This window comes from Litoreibacter arenae DSM 19593 (genome assembly GCF_000442275.2).
Classification (GTDB): Bacteria; Pseudomonadota; Alphaproteobacteria; order Rhodobacterales; family Rhodobacteraceae; genus Litoreibacter; species Litoreibacter arenae.
This window is the reverse complement of sequence record NZ_KE557306.1, coordinates 490,285-509,398: the sequence shown is the minus strand read 5'-3', so window position 1 is coordinate 509,398 and position 19,114 is coordinate 490,285. Positions and strand designations below refer to the sequence as shown.

Annotated in this window: 18 protein-coding genes; 8 read left to right on the top strand and 10 right to left on the bottom strand. The window is 60.9% G+C overall.

What is annotated here, in order from left to right; genetic code table 11:
- The 5 genes from THALAR_RS02650 (at window position 1) to THALAR_RS02630 (ending at window position 6,085) form a co-directional block, all read left to right on the top strand.
- The gene (locus THALAR_RS02650; RefSeq protein ID WP_021099929.1) at window positions 1-1,335 is read left to right on the top strand and encodes a glutamine synthetase family protein; all 1,335 of its coding nucleotides are present in this window, start codon (window positions 1-3) and stop codon (window positions 1,333-1,335) included.
- Between the two features lie 129 nt (window positions 1,336-1,464).
- A complete protein-coding gene (locus tag THALAR_RS02645; RefSeq protein ID WP_021099928.1) occupies window positions 1,465-2,166 on the top strand; it encodes a type 1 glutamine amidotransferase in 702 nt (233 codons plus the stop codon).
- Between the two features lie 25 nt (window positions 2,167-2,191).
- Window positions 2,192-3,538 carry a glutamine synthetase family protein gene (locus THALAR_RS02640; RefSeq protein WP_040817076.1) on the top strand — a complete coding sequence of 449 codons (1,347 nt, stop codon included), beginning with the start codon at window positions 2,192-2,194 and terminating at the stop codon, window positions 3,536-3,538.
- Complete coding sequence (locus tag THALAR_RS02635; RefSeq protein ID WP_021099926.1) at window positions 3,535-4,830, top strand: NAD(P)/FAD-dependent oxidoreductase; 1,296 nt, start codon at window positions 3,535-3,537, stop codon at window positions 4,828-4,830. The genes THALAR_RS02640 and THALAR_RS02635 overlap by 4 nt, the downstream gene beginning before the upstream one ends.
- A 70-nt stretch (window positions 4,831-4,900) precedes the next feature.
- Entirely contained in the window at window positions 4,901-6,085 is a 1,185-nt protein-coding gene (locus THALAR_RS02630) for a DegT/DnrJ/EryC1/StrS family aminotransferase (protein WP_021099925.1), read from the top strand.
- Window positions 6,086-6,136: 51 nt separating this feature from the next.
- Here THALAR_RS02630 and THALAR_RS02625 read toward each other — a convergent pair whose 3' ends face one another.
- Window positions 6,137-7,105 carry a LysR family transcriptional regulator gene (locus tag THALAR_RS02625; protein ID WP_021099924.1) on the bottom strand — a complete coding sequence of 323 codons (969 nt, stop codon included), beginning with the start codon at window positions 7,103-7,105 and terminating at the stop codon, window positions 6,137-6,139.
- A gap of 89 nt (window positions 7,106-7,194) precedes the next feature.
- Here THALAR_RS02625 and THALAR_RS02620 point away from each other — a divergent pair, with 89 nt between their 5' ends.
- On the top strand, window positions 7,195-8,577 hold the full coding sequence (locus tag THALAR_RS02620; RefSeq protein WP_021099923.1) for an aminotransferase: 1,383 nt from the start codon (window positions 7,195-7,197) through the stop codon (window positions 8,575-8,577).
- On the opposite strand, the gene trhA is transcribed toward THALAR_RS02620, so the two are convergent.
- Both trhA and phaR read right to left on the bottom strand, forming a co-directional pair.
- The gene (gene trhA / locus THALAR_RS02615; RefSeq protein ID WP_040817073.1) at window positions 8,574-9,221 is read right to left on the bottom strand and encodes a PAQR family membrane homeostasis protein TrhA; all 648 of its coding nucleotides are present in this window, start codon (window positions 9,219-9,221) and stop codon (window positions 8,574-8,576) included. The two genes, THALAR_RS02620 and trhA, sit on opposite strands and share 4 nt — an antisense overlap.
- Window positions 9,222-9,284: 63 nt before the next feature.
- The gene (gene phaR / locus THALAR_RS18760; RefSeq protein ID WP_021099921.1) at window positions 9,285-9,857 is read right to left on the bottom strand and encodes a polyhydroxyalkanoate synthesis repressor PhaR; all 573 of its coding nucleotides are present in this window, start codon (window positions 9,855-9,857) and stop codon (window positions 9,285-9,287) included.
- Window positions 9,858-10,025: 168 nt separating this feature from the next.
- Here phaR and THALAR_RS02605 point away from each other — a divergent pair, with 168 nt between their 5' ends.
- Window positions 10,026-10,625, top strand: a complete 600-nt coding sequence (locus tag THALAR_RS02605; protein WP_021099920.1) for a hypothetical protein — start codon at window positions 10,026-10,028, stop codon at window positions 10,623-10,625.
- Between the two features lie 90 nt (window positions 10,626-10,715).
- Here THALAR_RS02605 and THALAR_RS02600 read toward each other — a convergent pair whose 3' ends face one another.
- Both THALAR_RS02600 and THALAR_RS02595 read right to left on the bottom strand, forming a co-directional pair.
- The gene (locus THALAR_RS02600) at window positions 10,716-11,165 is read right to left on the bottom strand and encodes a hypothetical protein (protein WP_021099919.1); all 450 of its coding nucleotides are present in this window, start codon (window positions 11,163-11,165) and stop codon (window positions 10,716-10,718) included.
- A gap of 209 nt (window positions 11,166-11,374) precedes the next feature.
- Window positions 11,375-13,186 (bottom strand): PHA/PHB synthase family protein, encoded by a 1,812-nt coding sequence (locus THALAR_RS02595; RefSeq protein WP_021099918.1) that lies wholly within the window; start codon window positions 13,184-13,186, stop codon window positions 11,375-11,377.
- Window positions 13,187-13,299: 113 nt separating this feature from the next.
- Here THALAR_RS02595 and phaZ point away from each other — a divergent pair, with 113 nt between their 5' ends.
- Window positions 13,300-14,583 (top strand): polyhydroxyalkanoate depolymerase, encoded by a 1,284-nt coding sequence (gene phaZ / locus THALAR_RS02590; protein WP_021099917.1) that lies wholly within the window; start codon window positions 13,300-13,302, stop codon window positions 14,581-14,583.
- Here phaZ and THALAR_RS02585 read toward each other — a convergent pair.
- The 5 genes from THALAR_RS02585 to THALAR_RS02565 form a co-directional block, all read right to left on the bottom strand.
- Entirely contained in the window at window positions 14,580-15,275 is a 696-nt protein-coding gene (locus tag THALAR_RS02585) for an alpha/beta fold hydrolase (RefSeq protein WP_021099916.1), read from the bottom strand. The two genes, phaZ and THALAR_RS02585, sit on opposite strands and share 4 nt — an antisense overlap.
- A 93-nt stretch (window positions 15,276-15,368) precedes the next feature.
- On the bottom strand, window positions 15,369-16,004 hold the full coding sequence (locus tag THALAR_RS02580; protein WP_021099915.1) for a hypothetical protein: 636 nt from the start codon (window positions 16,002-16,004) through the stop codon (window positions 15,369-15,371).
- A 40-nt stretch (window positions 16,005-16,044) separates the two neighbouring features.
- Window positions 16,045-17,025, bottom strand: coding sequence for an alpha/beta hydrolase (locus THALAR_RS02575; protein ID WP_021099914.1), 981 nt, complete (start codon window positions 17,023-17,025; stop codon window positions 16,045-16,047).
- On the bottom strand, window positions 17,025-17,765 hold the full coding sequence (locus THALAR_RS02570) for an alpha/beta hydrolase (RefSeq protein WP_021099913.1): 741 nt from the start codon (window positions 17,763-17,765) through the stop codon (window positions 17,025-17,027). The genes THALAR_RS02575 and THALAR_RS02570 overlap by 1 nt, the downstream gene beginning before the upstream one ends.
- Before the next feature lie 62 nt (window positions 17,766-17,827).
- Window positions 17,828-19,111: an MFS transporter gene (locus THALAR_RS02565; protein WP_021099912.1), complete on the bottom strand. Its 1,284-nt coding sequence runs from the start codon at window positions 19,109-19,111 to the stop codon at window positions 17,828-17,830.
- Window positions 19,112-19,114: the final 3 nt, after the last annotated feature.

Genomic DNA, 19,114 nt, shown 5'->3' with positions numbered 1-19,114 from the left:
ATGGACAGCTGGCTCCGCGACAACCCTACCGTGCGCAACATCCGCGCCGCGGTCGCAGATTTGAACGGTCAGGCGCGGGGTAAACGCATGCCCGCCCGCTTTGCCCATAAGCTGTCGACCGACGGCTCGCGGATGCCTATGTCTGTGCTGAATGTCGACATCTGGGGCGAGGATATCGAGGACAGCCCGCTGGTCTTCGCGACAGGTGACCGCGACGGCGTCCTGATGCCGACCGAGCGCGGCTTCGTGCCGATGCCGTGGCTCGCCAACCCGTCCGCATTGCTGCCGATGTGGATGTTTCTCGAGGATGGCACCCCGTTCCAAGGCGACCCGCGCCACGCGCTGAAATCCGTCATCGACCGCTTCGCCGCGAAAGGGCTGCGTCCGGTGGTGGCGACCGAGCTGGAGTTCTACCTGATCGACGACACCGGCGACGACTTACAACCGCCGCCCTCACCCCGCTCCGGCAAGCGCCGTTTGGGCGGCGAGGTCCTGTCGATGCGCGCGCTGGATATGTTCGACGACTTCTTCACAGAACTCTACGACGCTTGCGAAGCGATGGACATTCCCGCCGAGACCGCGATCTCAGAGGCAGGCATGGGCCAGTACGAGATCAATCTGGTTCACTCCGACGACGCGATGAAAGCCGCCGACGATGCATGGCTGTTCAAGCTGCTGATCCACGGTCTGGCCCGCAAACACGGCTTCGCCGCCAGCTTCATGGCCAAACCCTATGCCGAGCATACGGGCACCGGAATGCACACGCATTTCTCGGTCCTTGATACGGACGGCAACAACATCTTCGACAATGGCGGCGAGGACGGCACCCCCGCCCTGCGCCACGCCATCGCGGGCTGCATCGCGGCGATGCCGGCCTCCATGCTGATCCTCGCGCCTCACGGCAACAGCTACGAGCGCTTCACGCCCGGCGCACACGCCCCCACCGGGATCGCCTGGGCCTACGAGAACCGCACCTCGGCCATCCGCGTGCCTGCGGGCGCGCATCAGGCCCGCCGGATCGAGCACCGGGTCGCAGGCGGCGACATCAACCCCTACCTGATGCTGGCCGCCGTGCTTGGCGCAGCTCTGGTGGGGCTTGAGGACAAGATGGACGCCCCCGCGCCGATCACCGGCTCCGCCTATGACGCGGACTTGCCGCAACTGCCTACGACCTGGGACGGCGCGATCGCGGCTTTCGAGGCCTCCGAGTTGATGCACCGCATTCTGCCGCGGGAGTTGATCCGCAACTACCTGATGACCAAGAAGCAGGAGGCTCAATACTACGAGGAGTTGACCGAGGTGGAGCGCATAGACCTCTATCTCGACACGGTTTAACCCGCCATTAAGGTTAACGCGCGTCTGCGGTTTCATCTTGGCAAAAATATTCCCGCCGGAGGCTCCGACCCTCTATTCAGTCCCGACCGGCTCGGATAGCGTGGCACAAACACTCTACATGAGGCCCTTATGAAAATCGGCATCCTGACCTGCGGCCACGCCGCTGCGGAAGTGCTGGACGAACATGGCGACTATCCAGAGATGTTCCACACTCTGCTCGACGGTCACGGGTTCACCTTCAAGGACTACGACGTCGAACATTTGCAATTCCCCGCCAACATCCGCGACTGCGACGGCTGGCTGCTGACCGGGTCGCGCCACGGGGTCTACGAAGATCATGCCTTCATCCCGCTACTCGAGACCTTCATTCGTGAGGTTTATGCCGCCCACATCCCAATGGTGGGCATATGTTTCGGACACCAGATTATCGCGCAGGCCTTGGGCGGCCATGTTGAGAAATTCAACGGCGGCTGGTCCATCGGCGCAACCGACTATCAGTTTGACGATCTGGGCCGCGTGACCCTCAACGCGTGGCATCAGGATCAGGTGATCACACCGCCCGAAGGGGCGATGCCCGTCGCCTCCAACGATTTCTGCGCAAACGCGGCGCTGGTCTATGACGACCGCATCTACACGGTGCAGCCGCATCCCGAATTTTCAAATTCGCTGATCGCGGAATATGTCAGGCTTCGCGCAGGCGGCTCAGGCTATCCCGATGACGTGATGGCGCGCGCCGCCGAGCGCGTGACCTGCCCCACCGACAGTCAAATGATCGCCGACAAGATCGCGGACTTCTTCAAGCAACCCCGAGAGGCCAGCCGTGCCAGCTAAACCCAAAGCCAAAGACATCGACTGGATGGAGCACCTGCCAGAGTCCGCAGCGGAATATCTGCAAGGCCACCGCCTCGATGAAGTGGAGTGCATCGTCTCCGACCTGCCGGGCATTGCCCGCGGCAAAGCGGTGCCTGCGTCCAAATTCGCGCGGCAGGCGCAGTTTTTCCTGCCCAACTCGATCTACTTCCAGACGATTACCGGCGGCTGGGGCGAGGCCGCGGGCGAGGACGGCTTTACCGAACCGGACATGGTGCTGAAACCCGACATGAGCACCGCCAGAGCCGCCCCGTGGACGGCCGACTGGACGCTTCAGGTCATCCACGACGCGTTCGATCAGGCGGGCGAGCCGATCGCATTCGCCCCGCGCAACGTGCTCAAACGCGTGGTCGAGCTGTACCGCAAGGAAGGCTGGGAGCCGGTCGTGGCCCCCGAGATGGAATTCTACCTTGTGGCCCGCAACATCAACCCTGCCGAGGAAATCGCGCCGATGATGGGCCGTTCCGGCAGGCCCGCCGCCGCGCGGCAGGCCTATTCGATGAGCGCCGTGGACGAGTTCGGCCCCGTCATCGACGATATATATGATTTCGCCGAAGACATGGGCTTCGAGATCGACGGCATCACGCAGGAAGGCGGCGCCGGGCAGTTGGAAATCAACCTGCGCCACGGTGATCCGGTGAAGCTGGCCGACGAGATCTTTTATTTCAAACGCCTGATCCGCGAAGCCGCCCTGCGCCACGATTGTTTCGCCACCTTCATGGCCAAACCGATCGAGGGCGAGCCGGGCAGCGCCATGCATGTGCACCACTCCGTCGTGGACACCAAGACCGGCAAAAACATCTTCACCGGCGCGCGCGGGGCGGAGACGGACGCGTTCTTCCACTTCATCGCGGGGCTGCAAAACCACATGCCCTCGGTCGTGGCGCTGATCGCGCCTTATGTGAACAGCTATCGCCGCTACGTCAAAGACCACGCCGCGCCGATCAATCTGGAATGGGGCCGCGACAACCGCACCACAGGCATCCGCGTGCCGATCTCCGACGCCGCATCGCGGCGGGTGGAAAACCGGCTGGCGGGTATGGATTGCAACCCGTATCTGGGCATCGCCGCCTCGCTGGCCTGCGGTTATCTGGGCCTGAAAGAGCGCAAGCGTCCGACCAAGGAGTTCAAGGGTGATGCCTATGAAGGCGTGGAGGAAATCCCGCGAGACCTGTTCTCCGCGCTAGATTTGTTCAAGGATGCCAAAAAGATACATGACGTCCTTCACCCGGAATTCGCGCGCGTCTACCGGATCGTCAAGACCGCCGAATATGACGAATTTCTGCAAGTCATCTCCCCATGGGAGCGCGAGCACCTGCTCTTGAACGTATGAACCTGCTCGACGCCAACGACCGGCGCGGCGCGTATCCGGACGGCTGGTATGCCGAGACGGCGCACCTTCTTGACCCGTTCGAGCCGCTCAGAGGTGAGCAACGCGCTGACCTGTGCGTCATCGGCGGCGGCTACACGGGCCTGTCGGCGGCGCTGCATGCGGCGCAAGCGGGTTTGGACGTGGTACTGATCGACGCGCAAAGGGTCGGCTTCGGGGCGTCGGGGCGGAATGGCGGGCAGGTGCAATCGGGCTTTAACAAAGGCCAGCAAGCTCTTGAAAAGTTGGTCGGAGATGCGGATGCAAGGCGGCTTTGGGAAATGTCTCAAGAGGCCATGGCACTGACCAAAGACCTATGCGCCACGTATGCGCCGGACGCCCGTTTCAGAGCAGGCATTGCCCATGCCAACTGGCACGCAAGCGAGACCCGCAACGACCACGCCGAGGCGGCTTATCTGGCGGAGCATTACGGCTACGACAAGATAGAGCCCCTGTCGCGCGACGCGCTCTACGACATCCTCCGCGCGCCCAAGTATCAGGGTGGCACGCTGGACCACGGCGGGGGCCATCTGCATCCGCTGCGCTACGCCTTGGGGCTGGCGCGGGCCTGCGTGGCTGCGGGCGTTCGCATATTCGAGACCACCCGCGCGCACGAGATAAAGGGCACCACCGTGCGCTGCGATCAGGGGCGGGTCGTGGCGTCTCATGTTATTCAGGCAACGAACGGCTATGGCACGGGCCTGAGCCGACAGACCGCTGCCCGCGTCATGCCGATCAACAATTTCATCGCCGCCACCGCCCCGCTCGGCGACCGCGCGGCAGACGTCCTGCGCCGCGACATTGCCGTCTCGGACAGCAAGTTCGTGGTGAATTACTACCGCCTGAGCGAGGACAACCGGCTACTGTTCGGCGGCGGCGAAAGCTACGGTTACCGTTTCCCTAAGGACATCGCGTCCACCGTGCGCAAGCCGATGGAGCAGGTGTTTCCGCAACTCAAAGGCGTCGAGATCACACATGCGTGGGGCGGTACGCTGGCGATCACCATGTCCCGCCTGCCCCATATCTCCCGCCCGCAACCCGGCGTGCTTTCGGCGGCGGGTTATTCGGGTCACGGGGTCGCGTTAGCGGGCTTCACCGGCAAGGTGCTGGCCGACGCGGTGCGGGGCGACGCGGACGGGTTTGACCGGCTGGCCCGCCTGCCCACGGCGCGGTTCCCCGGCGGGTCCGCCTTGCGGTCCCCGCTGCTGGCGCTGGCGATGACTTGGTACGCCACGCGCGACAGGTTGGGCATCTGATACCTTTCGGATTACCGAAAACTACGCTACAGCTTTTCCGAAGGTTAATTTTGGAAAAACGGAACCCGCCATGCGTGACCTACCCCAGCAAGCCCCAAACACCTACGACGCCGAACCTATCCCCGAGACCGCACGTGCAGCCATTGATGCGCTGCTGAGTTCGGGTGACCTGTTCCGCTACACCGCGCCGGAAAATGCGCCTGTCGCCCTATTGGAGCAGGAGTTCGCGCAACTTCTGGGGTCAAAATTCGCGTTGGCGGTGTCGTCCTGTTCGGCTGCGCTGTTCCTTGCCCTGAAAGCGCTGGATTTGCCGCACGGGGCGAAAGTGCTGATCCCTGCGTTCACCTTCGCCGCTGTCCCCTCGGCGGTGGTTCATGCGGATTGCCTGCCGGTGCTGGTCGAGGTGGGCGACAACTACCGCGTTGATCTGGACGATTTCGAGCGCAAGATCGCCACGGCCGACGCCGTGTTGATCAGCCATATGCGCGGCCATACCTCGGATATGGATGCGATCCTGCGACTGGCGGAGGCGCATGGGCTTCCCGTTATTGAGGACGCCGCACATTCGCTTGGCACTACTTGGGGCGGGCGCAATATCGGGACGCTGGGCAAAATCGGCTGCTTCTCGTTCCAGAGCTACAAGATGATCAATGCGGGTGAAGGCGGTATTATGGTGACAGATGACGCGGAGCTTGTGGCACGCGCGGTGATCATGTCGGGGGCCTATGAGGCGAACTGGTCGAAGCACGCGATCGTCGCGGCGGAGGCCGAGAAATGGCAAAACAAGCTGCCGCTCTACAACATGCGGATGCAGAACCTGAGCGCCTGTGTCATCCGGCCCCAATTGCCGGAACTGGCGCGGCGGGTACGCGACGGGCGTTCGAACCACGACTATGTCGCGGCGCGGCTGGAGGCGAGTGGCTATTTCACCGTGCCTGCCCCGCTGGAGAAGGAGGTCCGCGCGCCGGACTCGATCCAGTTCAACCTGAACGGATTTTCTCAGGCGCAGGCCCGCGCCTTCATGGATGCCACCAAGGCCCAAGGCGTCAGCACGCAGGTGTTCGGGCTGTCCGACAACAATGCCCGCGCCTTCTGGAACTGGCAGTTCCTGCGCGGCGAGGTCCCGGACCTGCCCAAAACCCGCGCCATGCTGGCGAAGGCCTGCGATACGCGCCTACCCGCGCGGCTGACCCGTGAGGAGTTGGACTATATTGCAGACGCGCTGATCATCGCTGCGGCAGAGGTGCTTGGCTGAGCGACCCTCCGGGGGGAATATTTATCGAAGCAATGAAGCCGGGAGCCGTGATTAACTCAGGATGCGCATCTGGCTTTTGAGCCATGGCATTTTGTGGGTGCAGTATTCGACGATGTCGCGCTGGAATAGCGGGCGCATCTCATCCGCGACGCGGGCGGGCATGTCCTGGGTGGCGCCATCGCGTGCCATGAGCGAGATGCGGCGGGACAGAGGCTCGAACGGCGGCTCGAACACGTCGACACGGTCGATAAAGCGTTTGGCCCGCATCACGCCGAGCGGCGTCAGGATGGTCCAGCCTTCACCCCGCGCGACCATGGCCATGATGGCATGATAGCTGTCGAGCTCGAACCGGTGCGATGCCTTCAGCTTCACGCGTGACAGGTGCGAGGCGATCTGGCGGCCCATGACGTGCCGCGTGGTGTACTGGATCAGCGGGTTGGCCCTGAGGCTTGCCATAAGATCGTCGCCCTCGCGCACCATACGGCGCGGGGTGACGACGACGAACGGGTCGTCCATCAGCGGATGCACCTCGTAGGACGGCGGCAGATCCCCCGGCTCGGCGGCGACGGCCATGTCGAGTGCGCGGGCCTCTAGCTGGTCGAGCAAACGGTGCGACGCGCCGGTTTCCAGCAGGAATTGCGCCTTGGGCATCTGCCCTGCCAGCCGGGTGAGCAGCGCGGGGGTGACGTCGGCGTCGAAATCCTCGATCACGCCAAGGCGCAGGCGCATCCGCGCGGACAGGTCTTTCAGCGCAAGCTCCGAGGTGGCCAGTGCTGCCTCGTGCAAAATGGTCTGGGCGCGGCGCAGGAACAATTCGCCCGCTTGGGTTAGCGGCATGGGGCGCTCGGTCCGGGTCAGCAGGCGCGCGCCAAGGGCGGTTTCCAGATTGGAGAGTTGCTGGCTGACGGCGGACGGGCTGGCCCCCAGCCTGCGGGCGGCGGCGGTGATCGACGGCTCCTCCGCGGCGGCGACGAAGATTTCCACCTGCCAGAGCGTGATTTTTCCAGGCGTGTCGACCATTTCAAATCCCTGATACGCGCCGGAATCCCGATTGCCGAGACCAGACACCAAGCGTAAGCTAGCGCCAACTCAAAGCGGAGACCAGAGACATGCGTGACGACAGCCCCAACAGCTGGGAGGCCCGCGCGGACGCCCATTCCTTCTACGGCTTTACCGACCTGCCCTCGATTGCGGAGCGCGGAACGGTGGTGCTGACCCATGGCGAGGGGCCGTATGTCTTCGACGTACACGGGCGCAAATTTCTGGATGCGAATTCCGGCCTTTGGAACATGGTCGCCGGCTTCGACCATAAGGGAATGGCAGAGGCCGCTAAGGCGCAATATGACCGCTTTCCGGGCTATCACGCCTTTTTCGGGCGGATGTCTGACCAGACGGTGATGCTGTCTGAAAAGCTGATCGACGTGTCGCCATTCGAGCGGGGCAAGGTGTTCTACACCAACTCCGGCTCTGAGGCGAATGACACGCTGGTCAAAATGCTGTGGTTTCTGGGCGGTGCGGAAGGCAAGCCGGAACGGCGCAAGATCCTGACGCGCAAGAACGGGTATCATGGCGTCACGGCCGTCTCGGCGTCGATGACCGGCAAGCCTTATAACGATGTATTCGGCCTGCCACTGCCGGGCTTCATCCACCTGACCTGCCCGCATTACTGGCGCGAAGGCCGCGACGGCGAGTCCGAGGCAGAGTTCACTGCCCGCATGGGCTCTGAGTTGGAAGAGGTCATCGCCCGCGAAGGCGCGGACACGATTGCGGCCTTCGTGGCGGAGCCGGTGATGGGTGCAGGCGGCGTGATCCCACCGTCGGAGGGCTATTTCCAGACCGTTGCACCGATCCTGAAAAAGCACGGCATCCCGCTGGTGGCCGACGAGGTTATCACGGGCTTCGGACGGACAGGATCGGACTGGGGCTGTCAGGCTTACGATTTCATGCCGGATGCGATTATCTCGTCCAAGAACCTGACTGCGGGATATTTCCCCATGGGGGCAGTGATCCTCGGGCCGGAGATGTCCGACAGATTGCAGGCTGCCGTGGATGAGATCGAGGAATTCCCGCATGGCTTCACCGCATCGGGCCATCCGGTCGGCTGCGCGGTGGCGCTGAAGGCGATCGAGGTGATTATGGACGGCTCTGACGGGGCCGCGCCGCTGATCGACAATGTTCGTGCGCTGACGCCGAAATTCGAGGCGGAAATGGCGCGACTGGCGCAGCACCCGCATATCGGTGAAGCGCGCGGCAAGGGGCTGATGGGCGCTCTGGAGGCGGTGAAGGATAAGGCGACGAAGACGCCGTTCGACGGCTCTCTGAGCGTGTCGGAGCGAATTGCCAACACCTGCACCGATCACGGCTTGATCTGCCGCCCGCTGGGTCAGGCTGTCGTGCTGTGCCCTGCGTTCATCATGACCGAGCCGCAAATGGACGAGATGTTCCAGAAACTGGAAGCGGCCTTGAACCGTGTGTTCGAGGACGTCGTCTAGGCCGAGACAGCCAAACTGACCGCTGCGAAAAAGAAGCCTGACGCCGCCACGACGAAACCGTGCCAGATAGCGTTGGAAAAGCGCAGGCTTTCCCATTTGAAGAACAGGATTCCGGCAGTGTAGAGAATGCCGCCGGCCGCCGCACACCAGCCTGCGGCGGCTGACGTCTCGAACACCGACCACATCAGCGCAACGCTAATCCAGCCCAGCCCGACATAGAGCGCGGCGTTCCAGCGTCCGGGCGCCGACCAGCGGAAGAGCTTGGTGATTGCCCCGAACGCGGCCAAGGCCCAGACGATTGCCAGCACCGCGTATCCGAATGCGGTGCCGATGGTGACGACAAACGGCGTGTAGGTTCCGGCGATTTTCAGGAATATCGTCGCGTGGTCCGCGCGGCGCAGATGGGCGCGAAAACGCTCCCACGGCGTCATGTGATACGCGCCGGAGACGGTGAACATCGCAATGAGGCCTACCCAGTAGACGCAAAGGGCGACCAGCTGGCCGGTCGAGATATGATCCCACCGATAGGCCAGGAACAGCGAAATTCCGATGACGGAAGCCGCCAGCCCAAGCGCGTGAACCAGACCGTCGGCCAAAATCTCGGCACGCGAGTATTTGGGATAAGAAGTGTTGTGATCGGCCATGGCGACCAACTTAGCCGCAATTCTCTAAAATTCGATAGCCACGTTGCGGAGCCTGCCGCGACGTCAGCCCTTAGGTTTACCCATTTTTGAAACAGCGGCTTGCATTTCGGCCAGTTGTTTCTTGATTGCTTCAAGTTCGGACTGGTCTTTAGCTGCGTCGTCACCCGCTTCATCATCAGGCTCACCACCAGTGCCTGGGCTTTTCCAGCCGCCCATCATAGTTTTCAGGAAGGCTTCTTGCTGCGCCTTGATCTGCTCGAACCCCGGTACGGCGGTCATCGGGCTGGCCATGCTCTCGACCATCTTGCTCTGGCCTTCGCGGAGCATTTCGAAGCTGGCCGCAAGGAAGTCCGGTACCATGCTCTGCGCGTTGGTGGTGTAGCTGCGCACGAGGTCGGTCAGCACGTTGATAGGTAAGACGCTTTCGCCTTTGCTCTCGTTGTCCGCGATGATCTGGAGCAGATATTGACGCGTCAGGTCGTCGCCGGATTTCAGATCGACGATCTGGACGTCCCTGCCCTCCTTGATGAAGCCCGAAATGTCATCAAGGGTCACGTAGTCGCTGGTCTCTGTGTTGTAGAGACGGCGGGACGCGTAGCGTTTGATGAGCAATGGTGTCTTCTCAGTTTTTGCCACGAAAAACCTCCCAGTATTGCAGCGCAGAAAAAACGCTAGCGCAGGTGCAGCAAAAAAGAAAGAGCAGACGTTCGCGCGATCTTGGACTTGCCAAAGACCCACGCTCTGCGCAAATCTGTGAGAGTAAAAGCATTTTAGTTTAAGACATTCGAGAAAGGGAGCTGCATCATGCAGAATTTTGAAGGTCAGGTGATCGCCATTCGCCGACTGTCTGGCGAGGTCGATGTCGAGTTGACCAAGCTGCTGGGCCGTACAGAACCCGTCAAACCCGGAACTGCTGCGCACGCCGATCTGGGGCGCAAGATTGACCTGTGGCGCGGCCGTGCAGAGAACATGCAAAAGGCCATCAAATCGCAAGAAGGCCTGCTGACTGTGTCTCATTCCAGTGTTCTGAACAAGCACGGGAATTACGAGGCCAAACAGAGCTACAAAAGCAAGATGGGAAACATGAAGCGCCTGCGGATGGACCTGTTGGGGTTGTCGCGCAAGATCCTTGATCTGATCGAGGCAGCCAAAGGCCCCCAAAGCGACGAAGTGGCTATCATGGAAGGGCTGAAATCGGCGCTGAAGGCTCTCACCGAGGAAGGTGACGACATCACGCTGTCGCCGCAGCAATCGCAGAAACTGACGGCCGAGATCAGCAAGGCCAGTGGTCCGATGCAACCGATCGAGGGCTACAATCCTAATCAACCTATAGGACTGCTCACGCTTGTCTTGGTGTTGTTCGTTACGGCCAAGAAGGTGATCGGCCGAAGCAGACAAGCTTGACCAGCCAATAAAAAAGGGCGGGCACAAGGCCCACCCTCTAAACCTGCACGCTGTTGGGAGGATACAGCAGCAGTTTTTAAGTCCGAAAGCTTACGAAACTTTCGCAGCTTTCTTTGCGGAAGCAGCCAGCTCGTCCGTTGCTTTTTTCACAGCGGCGGTGGTGTCTTCTTGCATGTCTTTGCCAGCAGCCATCAGCAGCTCAACAGTTTCCATTTGCACTTTTTTCGCAACTTCAGCGAAAGCAGCCATGTGCTCTGCGGAAGATTCAGCTTGTGCGGAAGCGAAGTCGGTGACTGCTTTTGCGTAGTCGGCAGGCTCTGCTTGGGCTTTGGTCACGCCGGACATTTTTGCCAGAGTTTCTTTGGTCCATTTGGAGGACAGGTCAGCGGAAGTCGCTGCGGCGTCCAGAGCAACTTTGGACATTTTTTCGCCCAGAGCAGCGGAGTTTTTCATTGCTTCGTTGTAAGCGGACATATCAACCGGGAAAGCAGCTGCCATGTCGGAGAATACTTTTGTGAAGTCTTGAGTTTTGTTAGCCATTGTCTTGGTCTCCAGTGTGTGTGGGCCAGATCAGGCCCGTTATCTTGTTTGCGTCTGCAGCATATATACGTGCCGCAGCGCAGCATTGCAAGTATTATTCTGCACTGCAGCATAATTTTTTTTACCCAAGGTCAAACACCCCCTGAGGCGCAAAAGGCGCGGTGCGATATCTCGCCTCCGCGCCTTGCAGATAAGGGCTATTCGCCGACCTAAGCCTTGTTGGATTTAACCGTCACATAGGTGCCGGGTGCCGGTCCAAGTATCGGAAATTCCTTACTTCCTGGCTCGCGGGCAGGCACTTTCTTGGAGGACTTATCCGTAAGCCACTCGTCCCACCGCGGCCACCAGGACCCCTCGTGATGGGTGGCCCCTGCCCACCATTCATCCTGCGTACCGGTCATGTCGGGGTTGGTATAATGGCCGTATTTCTTTTTGCTCGGCGGGTTGATGATGCCCGCAACGTGCCCCGACTCGGAGACGATGAAGGTTTTGTCCTTCGATCCGAACTGCCTGATTCCCGTGTAAGAGCCACGCCAAGCCGCGATGTGATCGGTCTCGCAGGCGATTGCGCAAATTGGCAGGTCGATGTCGGACAGAGACAGCGTCTCCCCCAGTATCTCCATCGTGCCTTTGGCAAGCTTGTTGCCCTGACACAGCTCGCGCAGATACTCGACGACGAACCGTCCCGGCAGGTTGGTGCTGTCGCCATTCCAATACAGCAGGTCGAACGCCGGAGGCGCCTCCCCCATCATGTAATTGCGAATGGCCGGGCCGTAGACCAGATCGTTTGCGCGCAGATAGGAGAAGGTGCGCGACATGAAGAACGAGTGAAGGAACCCCTTTTCCGCCACTTGCCGCTCGATCCCGTCGACAAAATCGTCTTCAAGGAACACGCCCATCTCGCCGGGGTCTTCGAAATCCGAGAGCATGGTGAAGAAGGTTGCGGATTTGACCGTCTTGTCCTTGCGCTTTTTCAGCAGTGCCAGCACCAGTGACAGCGTGGTCCCCGCAATACAGTAGCCAACCGCATTGACCTGCTTTTCACCGGTGATCTTCTTTACGGTTTCAAGAGCCGTCAGGTAGCCGTCGTCAATATAGGTGTCGATCCCCACATCGGCATAGCTGGCATCGGGGTTGACCCAAGACACGACGAACAGGGTGTGGCCCTGATCGACGATCCATTTGATCAGGGAGTTCTGCGGCTTCAGGTCCATTATGTAGAACTTGTTGATCCAAGGCGGGAAGATCACCACCGGCGTGGCATGGACCTTTTCCGTGGTCGGCTTGTATTGGATCAGTTCGAACATATGGTTGCGGAACACGACGGAGCCTTCGGTCGTGGCGATGTTTTCGCCCACCTTGAAGGCCGTTTCGTCCGCGAGGCTTACCAGCAAGTCGCCCTCGTTGGCTTCGATGTCACGGACGAGGTTCTCCAACCCTTTTACCAGCGACGCGCCGTCGGTCTCTACGGCTTTGGCCAGCGCTTCGGGGTTGGTTGCAAGGAAATTGGTGGGCGCAAACATATCCACGATCTGCTGGGCGAAGAATGACACCCGGCTTTTTTCATGGTCCGAAAGCCCGTCGAGATTCTTCATTGCGTCGGTGATGGCTTCCGACGAATACATGTATTGCTGCTTGATGAAGTTGAAATAGGGATGCGTGTCCCACAGCTCGGATTTGAAGCGACGGTCTGACGGACCCTTGTTCTCTGGCGGGGCGATCTTGCCCTGCGCGAATTGCTGTTGCGCCTCTACATAGTGTTTTAACGACTTTCCCCAATAATTGACCTGCTGCTCAAGGATTTTGGAGGGGTTGTTCATCATTTCGGCCATATATGCCGCTGCGGCTTGCATATAAACGTCCTGCCCGGGGGCTTGCAAACCCGGATCTGCGGACTTCTTTTTGCCCATGGCCGCGACCAAGCGCTTCGAAAGCTCATCTATCTTGGTGAGATTCGCATTGAGGCGTTCAAGCTTCTCCGCAGCGTCATTCTCGTCCGGTGTATCAGTTTTGGTTGTCATTTTGAGCTTTCCACAATACCTTGATGCTGCACCTGCGAAGTATCGTCCGCCAGCTTGGGAGGCAAAGCGACGAATTGACGTAGGGACAAGTTTACGCTCGAAAGGAGCCTCCTGTGAAGTATATGGCAACATATGACCTGATGGAAACGATACGCGTCACCAACCAGTGGTTGGGTGCGACAGCGGAAGCCATCGGTGCCAACCCTGCCGTCGCCCTGACGCCAAACCCCTTCTTTAAAATGCTAGGCGCGTGGGGGGAAGTTACCGAGCGGACATTCGCCCGAATGGTTGCGAAACCTGCGTGGAACATCGCCTCCGTAGTTGGCGAGGACGGTCGTGACCATCTGGTGCGAATCGAGCGGCCCGTGGTGAAGCCTTTTGGCGACCTGATTCACTTTCATGTCACCGATCGCCCGCAAAAAGACCGCAAGATTCTGTTGGTGGCCCCGATGTCGGGACACTACGCGACACTTTTGCGCTCGACTGTGATAAGTTTGTTGTCGGAGGCCGAGGTTTACATAACCGATTGGCACAATGCCCGCGATATACCGGTCAGCGACGGCAAGTTTGATATCGAGGATTACACCTCGTACCTTGTTGATTTCATGAAAGAACTGGGCCCGGACACACATGTGATCGCAGTTTGCCAACCCGTTCCGCTCGCGCTCGCGGCGACGGCGTATCTGGCGGAAGAGGACCCGAAAGCGCAACCAAGGTCCCTGACGCTGATCGGCGGTCCGGTCGATCCGGACGCAGCAGCCACGGACGTCACCGACTTTGGACGCCGCATCACTATGGGTCAGCTGGAAGAATCGGCAATCCAACGTGTCGGCTTCAAATACAATGGCGTGGGCCGGATGGTCTATCCCGGCTTGCTTCAACTGGCGTCGTTCATGTCCATGAACGCCGACCGCCACGGTGACGCATTCCGCAACCACATCATGGCGGTATCGCGGGGCGATATCGGTGCGCAAGCGAAGCACAACAAGTTCTATGACGAGTATCTTGCAGTCATGGATATGACCGCAGAATTTTACCTGTCGACGGTCGAGCGCATCTTCAAAGGCCGCGAAATCGCAGAGAATCGGTTCACGGTGAACGGCAAGCCGGTCGACATCGGCAAGATCACATCGGTTGCTGTAAAAACCGTGGAAGGGGCAGAAGACGATATTTCGGCCCCTGGTCAGTGCATCGCAGCATTGGATCTGTGCACCGGCCTGCCGGACAGCAAGAAGGCATCGCACGTAGAGCCGGGCGCCGGTCACTACGGTATCTTTGCAGGCAAAAGCTGGCGCAACAATATCCGCCCGCTTGTTCTTGAGTTCATCGACGCGAATTCCGACGCGCCGAAGGCCGCCAAAAGCAACGTGGCTCAGCTGACAAAGAAAAAAGCCTAGCTCTCAAGCCATTGCACCAAGGCGGCATTGACCGCCTCGGGCTGCTCCAGCGTCGGCAACAGGCCGGCCTCCGGGATCACAGCCAGCTTTGCCCCGAAAATAAGGTCCGCCATGAACTGATGGCGGGCCACGGGGTACTGTCGGTCCTCCGCGCCACATAAAATCAACGTTGGCAACCGCATCTTGCGTAACACTCCTTGCTGATCGGGCCGCCGCTGCAAGGCACGCGATTGGCGCAGGAAAACGCCCTCCCCAAGCTCCAGCGCCATATCGAGGACAAGGTCGAGCACAGACTGTCTGGCCGCACCCGCTGCGAGATCGTCCGGCGCGACCTCTTCGCGGATCACATCGACCAGAGAGCCCGCCATGACCCGCGCGATCTTAGGCTCGCGCATGGCGGCGAAGGCGGGCGTTTCGGCAAGTGCGCTGGTATCCATCAAGGCCAGCCGCGTGACGCGGGTCGGTGCGCGCCTGACGATTTCCATCGCAACCATGCCGCCCAAGGACGTGCCGGCCAACGCAAAACGCTCGGGCGCTCCGGCAAGGACATTTTCGGCCAGAGCCTCTACCGTTTCATGCCCCGACACAGGCGCGATATGCATCGCCCGTTCCCGACCGAGCGCCTTGATTTGCGGGCCGAAGATACGCGCATCGCACATCGTTCCCGGCAGCAAAACCAGCGGTTCACGCATGGAAGTTGTCTTTCATTTCACGGCTCTCCCTGACTTCGCCATGTTGTCGGCGAAACCGCATGGCGATGCAATCGCTAACGCTGTCTCTGCCAGTCACAGCCGCCATCTGTCAGGCGTGGCAGGCTGCACGACACAACGAAAGGGCGGGAAATCCGCGTAGCGCGCGCGGCGGGCGGCGAGGTTTTCGGGCGGCGCAGCACCTGCCGCGACCAGTTTGCCACGCGGGGCGATGTAGCTTGAGATCGTGCGCCGCGGGACCGGCTCCCAAGTGAGATTGAACGCCGCCAGCTTCGGAAAATACCACTGTTCCGAATAGGGCAGATGGTCGTGTATCCAGTAAGCCAGATCGCGCCAGTCACGGCCCTGCGCGTATTGGTCGGCGAACCATGGGATCACGATCGTCGCGCCGCCGATCTTGAGCTCGGAGGAGCGATCCCAGATGTGACACTCGCCCGGGTAGTCGTTTCGTGCGCAGTTCAGCTTGTTCTCGTTGCCAAACCTGTTGAGCGACGGTGAACGGTAGCCGGACCGCACGCTGACGCACCCAAAGGTCTCGTGCAGCGGGTCTAGCAATTGTGTGCAAAACGCCCGCCCGACCTCCAGCGTCAGTTCGACATCCTCGGGGATGTTCTGGATCTGGTGGAAGTTGGCAATCTCCGAATACAGGAACTCGCGCATGAAGAAGTATTTGGACAGCCGTTCCCGCCCCAAGGTCTCCAGCGACCACATTGACGCGGGCTTGCGTCTCATCGGTGCGGCAAGCCGGACGTCATAGACCGTCCACCCATGACCGTAGCAGCGCCACGGTGGCGTCTGTCTGTCCGGGACTGAGGATATCGCCTGCGATCACGTGATTGAAGGGATCGTCCCCTTCCCCTAATTCGCGCGGGGCAAGCTGAACCGGCCCGCCCCATTTCGTGGACACCGCACGGGTGGTTTCCGCCGACACCACCCCGTCCTCGTCGGAGAAGATGAACAAGGCGGGCGTGGTCACCTGAGAATAGTCCGCCTCGCGCGCGTGCCTGACCAATGCCGCCATGGGGATGAGTGCGCTCGTCGGGTAGAGCGTTGTCCAGTATTTTCCGTGCGCGTCGTTGATCGGCGCGAAGCTGCGTTCGGCACCGGCAACCATCGCGGCCCAACTGCGCGCCAGCGGCCAGTCGAGAATGACCGCCGCCGGAGAGCGCACGCGGAAGTTCGGCGACACCATCGCGATGCTCTTGACCCGCTCCATCAGTGCCGGATCGGTCGCGGCGATAGCCGCAGCGGTGCCGCCGGTTGATGTGGCGATCACGATGACCTCCTGCCCGATGCGCCGCCCGATTGCCAAAGCCTCGGCGGTATCCTCAAGCCAGTCACCCGCGACCGGCTCTGCCATGGCCAGCCCGCCACGTCCGTGGCCTGTCAGGCGGGTATAAAACAGGTTGGCACCAAGCTGGTCGGCCAGCTTGTCGGGAACGGGCCGGATTTCCTCGGACGTGGCGGAGAAGCCGTGAATGTAGACGATGGACAGCGGCGTCTGCTCGGCCACCTCATCGGCCCAGATCACCCGCTTTTCGACGCCTTCGGTTATGTCGTCAAATTGCGCCTCTTCACGCGCCAGATAAGCATCAATGTCGTCACCTATAACACTGGGATCAAATGATATTTCCGTATCGACCGGTTCGCGGGGCACGAACAGCCAGATCACAACACCAAGGATCACCAGAGCGAGCAGTATCCGCCCCAGCCACTTCCCGAAGGTTTGCATCAAATTCTCTCCAGCACGTCGCGGATTGCGGTCTCGATCAACTCAAGCGCAGCTGCGTCCGAGAAACGGTGATCGGCACCTTTCAACAGCGTCAGCCGCATATCCGGCCCTTCGGCGTGGTCCAGCAATCTTAGCGCCACGGACATGTCCACGTCTGCGTCAGCCGTGCCTTGCAGGAAGCGCACCGGAAACGGCAACGGCAGCGGCGCGCGCAGCACCAGATTGTTACGCCCCTCTTCGATAAGCCGCTTGGTAATAATATAGGGCTCGCCGTAGTCGGACGGCAGGGCCACCTGCCCGCCTTGCAATTCGGCTTTCTGGGCATCGGTGAAGCCCGCCCACATGCTGTCCTCGGTGAAATCCGGCGCGGCAGCGATCGTCACCAGCCCGCCTATGCGTGGGGCGATGCGTTGGGTCAGCAGCAAGGAAATCCACCCGCCCATGGAGGAGCCGACCAGCAGCTGCGGCCCGTCGGTCAGCGCCTCAATCGCGGCTTGCGCGTCATCCGCCCAGTCGCCGATGGACCCGTCCGTGAACTCACCCGACGACTGGCCATGGCCCGAATAATCAAAGCGCAAAAAGGCGCGGCCCTGCGCCTTGGCCCATGCCTCCAGATGAATGGCCTTGGTGCCCTCCATGTCGGATTTGAAACCGCCCAGAAACACCACGCCGGGGCCTTGCCCTTCCGTGCGATGATAGGCAATGCGGCGACCGGCGGTGGTGTCAAGATAGTCAGGCATGGCCCCTCCTTAGATGATGCCGCGCCAAGCTAGCGGTTGTTTCCAGCAGTGCAACCGAAACGCTACGCGTGTTCGGCCTCTTCAAGCCCGTAGGCCACGAAGGCGGCTCCGGCAGCCATGAGTGCAAAAGCCAGCAATGTCACGGCTGGCCCCACCACCCCCGCCAAGGCACCGAACGCACCGGACGCCAGCAGCAACACCCCGATCACGGTGTTCGACACCGCTGTATAGGCCGCGCGCTGCCCCTCTGGCGACATGTCTACGAGATAAGTCGATCGCCCCTGCCTGACCCCGTGATAGGCGATCATCAGCGCGAATAACGCCAGCGGCAAGGCCCATATGGTTTCCAAAAGGCCAAGCGCCGAAAATACAAGCGTTGCGACAAGCGCACCGGAGCCGGAAACCCCTGACAACAGCAACACCAGGCGCGAGGAGCGGTCCGACAACCGCCCCCACACGTAAGAGCTGAGAAGCGAAGCCAGCGCCGAGGCGAGCACCAGTGCACCTAGCTGCGACAGCGCCCCTTCGCTGCCCGCCAGCAGGATCATGTAGGGCGGTGCCAGCGCGGTGGAGACCAGCAAACCGCGCGTCACGATGAAGCGCCGCAACTGGGCATCCTCGCGCAATATGCGGAACTGGGCCAGCGGGTTGAACGACTGGTCCGACGATTTGGTCTCCTCCTCATGCAGGCTGGCCATGACCAGCGCCGCCAGCCCCCACAGGCAAGCGGCAAGGCCGATGGACACGAGCACCAGCCCTTCCCGCGCGAAAACGCCGCTCATCAACAACAGCGCGAAGACGATGACACCGGCAGATGCGGTGGAACTGGCGATGCCGGTCGCGCTGCCACGGTGGCTTTGGGCGACGGTTTCGCCCAAAATGTCCTTGTAGGACACGCTGCACAGGCTTCGCGACAAGGCCAGCACCGCAAGGGCCACGCAGATGAGGCCACCTGCCAGCGCACCTTCAAAGCTCAGGGCGACCAGCACAATCGCGAGCGCCGACGCCCCCTGCCCGACCGCCCCCGCAACCCACGCCCATTTGCGCTGCGCCATGCCTTCGACCCAGGACGCGAGCGCCAGTTGCGGCAACAACGCACCTGCCTCGCGGATCGGCACCAGAAGACCGACATAAAAAGCAGGCGCACCGAGCGTCGTCAGAAGCCAGCTCAACACCAGCTTCGGGTCGATCAACCCGTCGGCCAGCTTGGTCATGCCCAAAGCCGCCGCATGACGCAGAAAACTGCGGGGCTCGTGCTTTTTGGCGCCTTCGGTCAGGCCACCGTCCGCTTCCGGATTTTCTACCAGCAGCTCGAAGAGCGTGGATTGCAGACTTTCGGATTTCATGAC

Bases quoted from the DNA above. Each gene is read 5' to 3' on its own strand.
- THALAR_RS02650 (WP_021099929.1), top strand. From the start codon at position 1: ATGGACAGCTGGCTCCGCGACAACCCTACCGTGCGCAACATCCGCGCC.
- THALAR_RS02645 (WP_021099928.1), top strand. From the start codon at position 1,465: ATGAAAATCGGCATCCTGACCTGCGGCCACGCCGCTGCGGAAGTGCTG.
- THALAR_RS02640 (WP_040817076.1), top strand. From the start codon at position 2,192: ATGGAGCACCTGCCAGAGTCCGCAGCGGAATATCTGCAAGGCCACCGC.
- THALAR_RS02635 (WP_021099926.1), top strand. From the start codon at position 3,535: ATGAACCTGCTCGACGCCAACGACCGGCGCGGCGCGTATCCGGACGGC.
- THALAR_RS02630 (WP_021099925.1), top strand. From the start codon at position 4,901: ATGCGTGACCTACCCCAGCAAGCCCCAAACACCTACGACGCCGAACCT.
- THALAR_RS02625 (WP_021099924.1), bottom strand. From the start codon at position 7,105: ATGGTCGACACGCCTGGAAAAATCACGCTCTGGCAGGTGGAAATCTTC.
- THALAR_RS02620 (WP_021099923.1), top strand. From the start codon at position 7,195: ATGCGTGACGACAGCCCCAACAGCTGGGAGGCCCGCGCGGACGCCCAT.
- trhA (WP_040817073.1), bottom strand. From the start codon at position 9,221: ATGGCCGATCACAACACTTCTTATCCCAAATACTCGCGTGCCGAGATT.
- THALAR_RS02605 (WP_021099920.1), top strand. From the start codon at position 10,026: ATGCAGAATTTTGAAGGTCAGGTGATCGCCATTCGCCGACTGTCTGGC.
- THALAR_RS02600 (WP_021099919.1), bottom strand. From the start codon at position 11,165: ATGGCTAACAAAACTCAAGACTTCACAAAAGTATTCTCCGACATGGCA.
- THALAR_RS02595 (WP_021099918.1), bottom strand. From the start codon at position 13,186: ATGACAACCAAAACTGATACACCGGACGAGAATGACGCTGCGGAGAAG.
- THALAR_RS02585 (WP_021099916.1), bottom strand. From the start codon at position 15,275: ATGCGTGAACCGCTGGTTTTGCTGCCGGGAACGATGTGCGATGCGCGT.
- THALAR_RS02580 (WP_021099915.1), bottom strand. From the start codon at position 16,004: ATGTGGTCGCTGGAGACCTTGGGGCGGGAACGGCTGTCCAAATACTTC.
- THALAR_RS02575 (WP_021099914.1), bottom strand. From the start codon at position 17,025: ATGCAAACCTTCGGGAAGTGGCTGGGGCGGATACTGCTCGCTCTGGTG.
- THALAR_RS02570 (WP_021099913.1), bottom strand. From the start codon at position 17,765: ATGCCTGACTATCTTGACACCACCGCCGGTCGCCGCATTGCCTATCAT.
- THALAR_RS02565 (WP_021099912.1), bottom strand. From the start codon at position 19,111: ATGAAATCCGAAAGTCTGCAATCCACGCTCTTCGAGCTGCTGGTAGAA.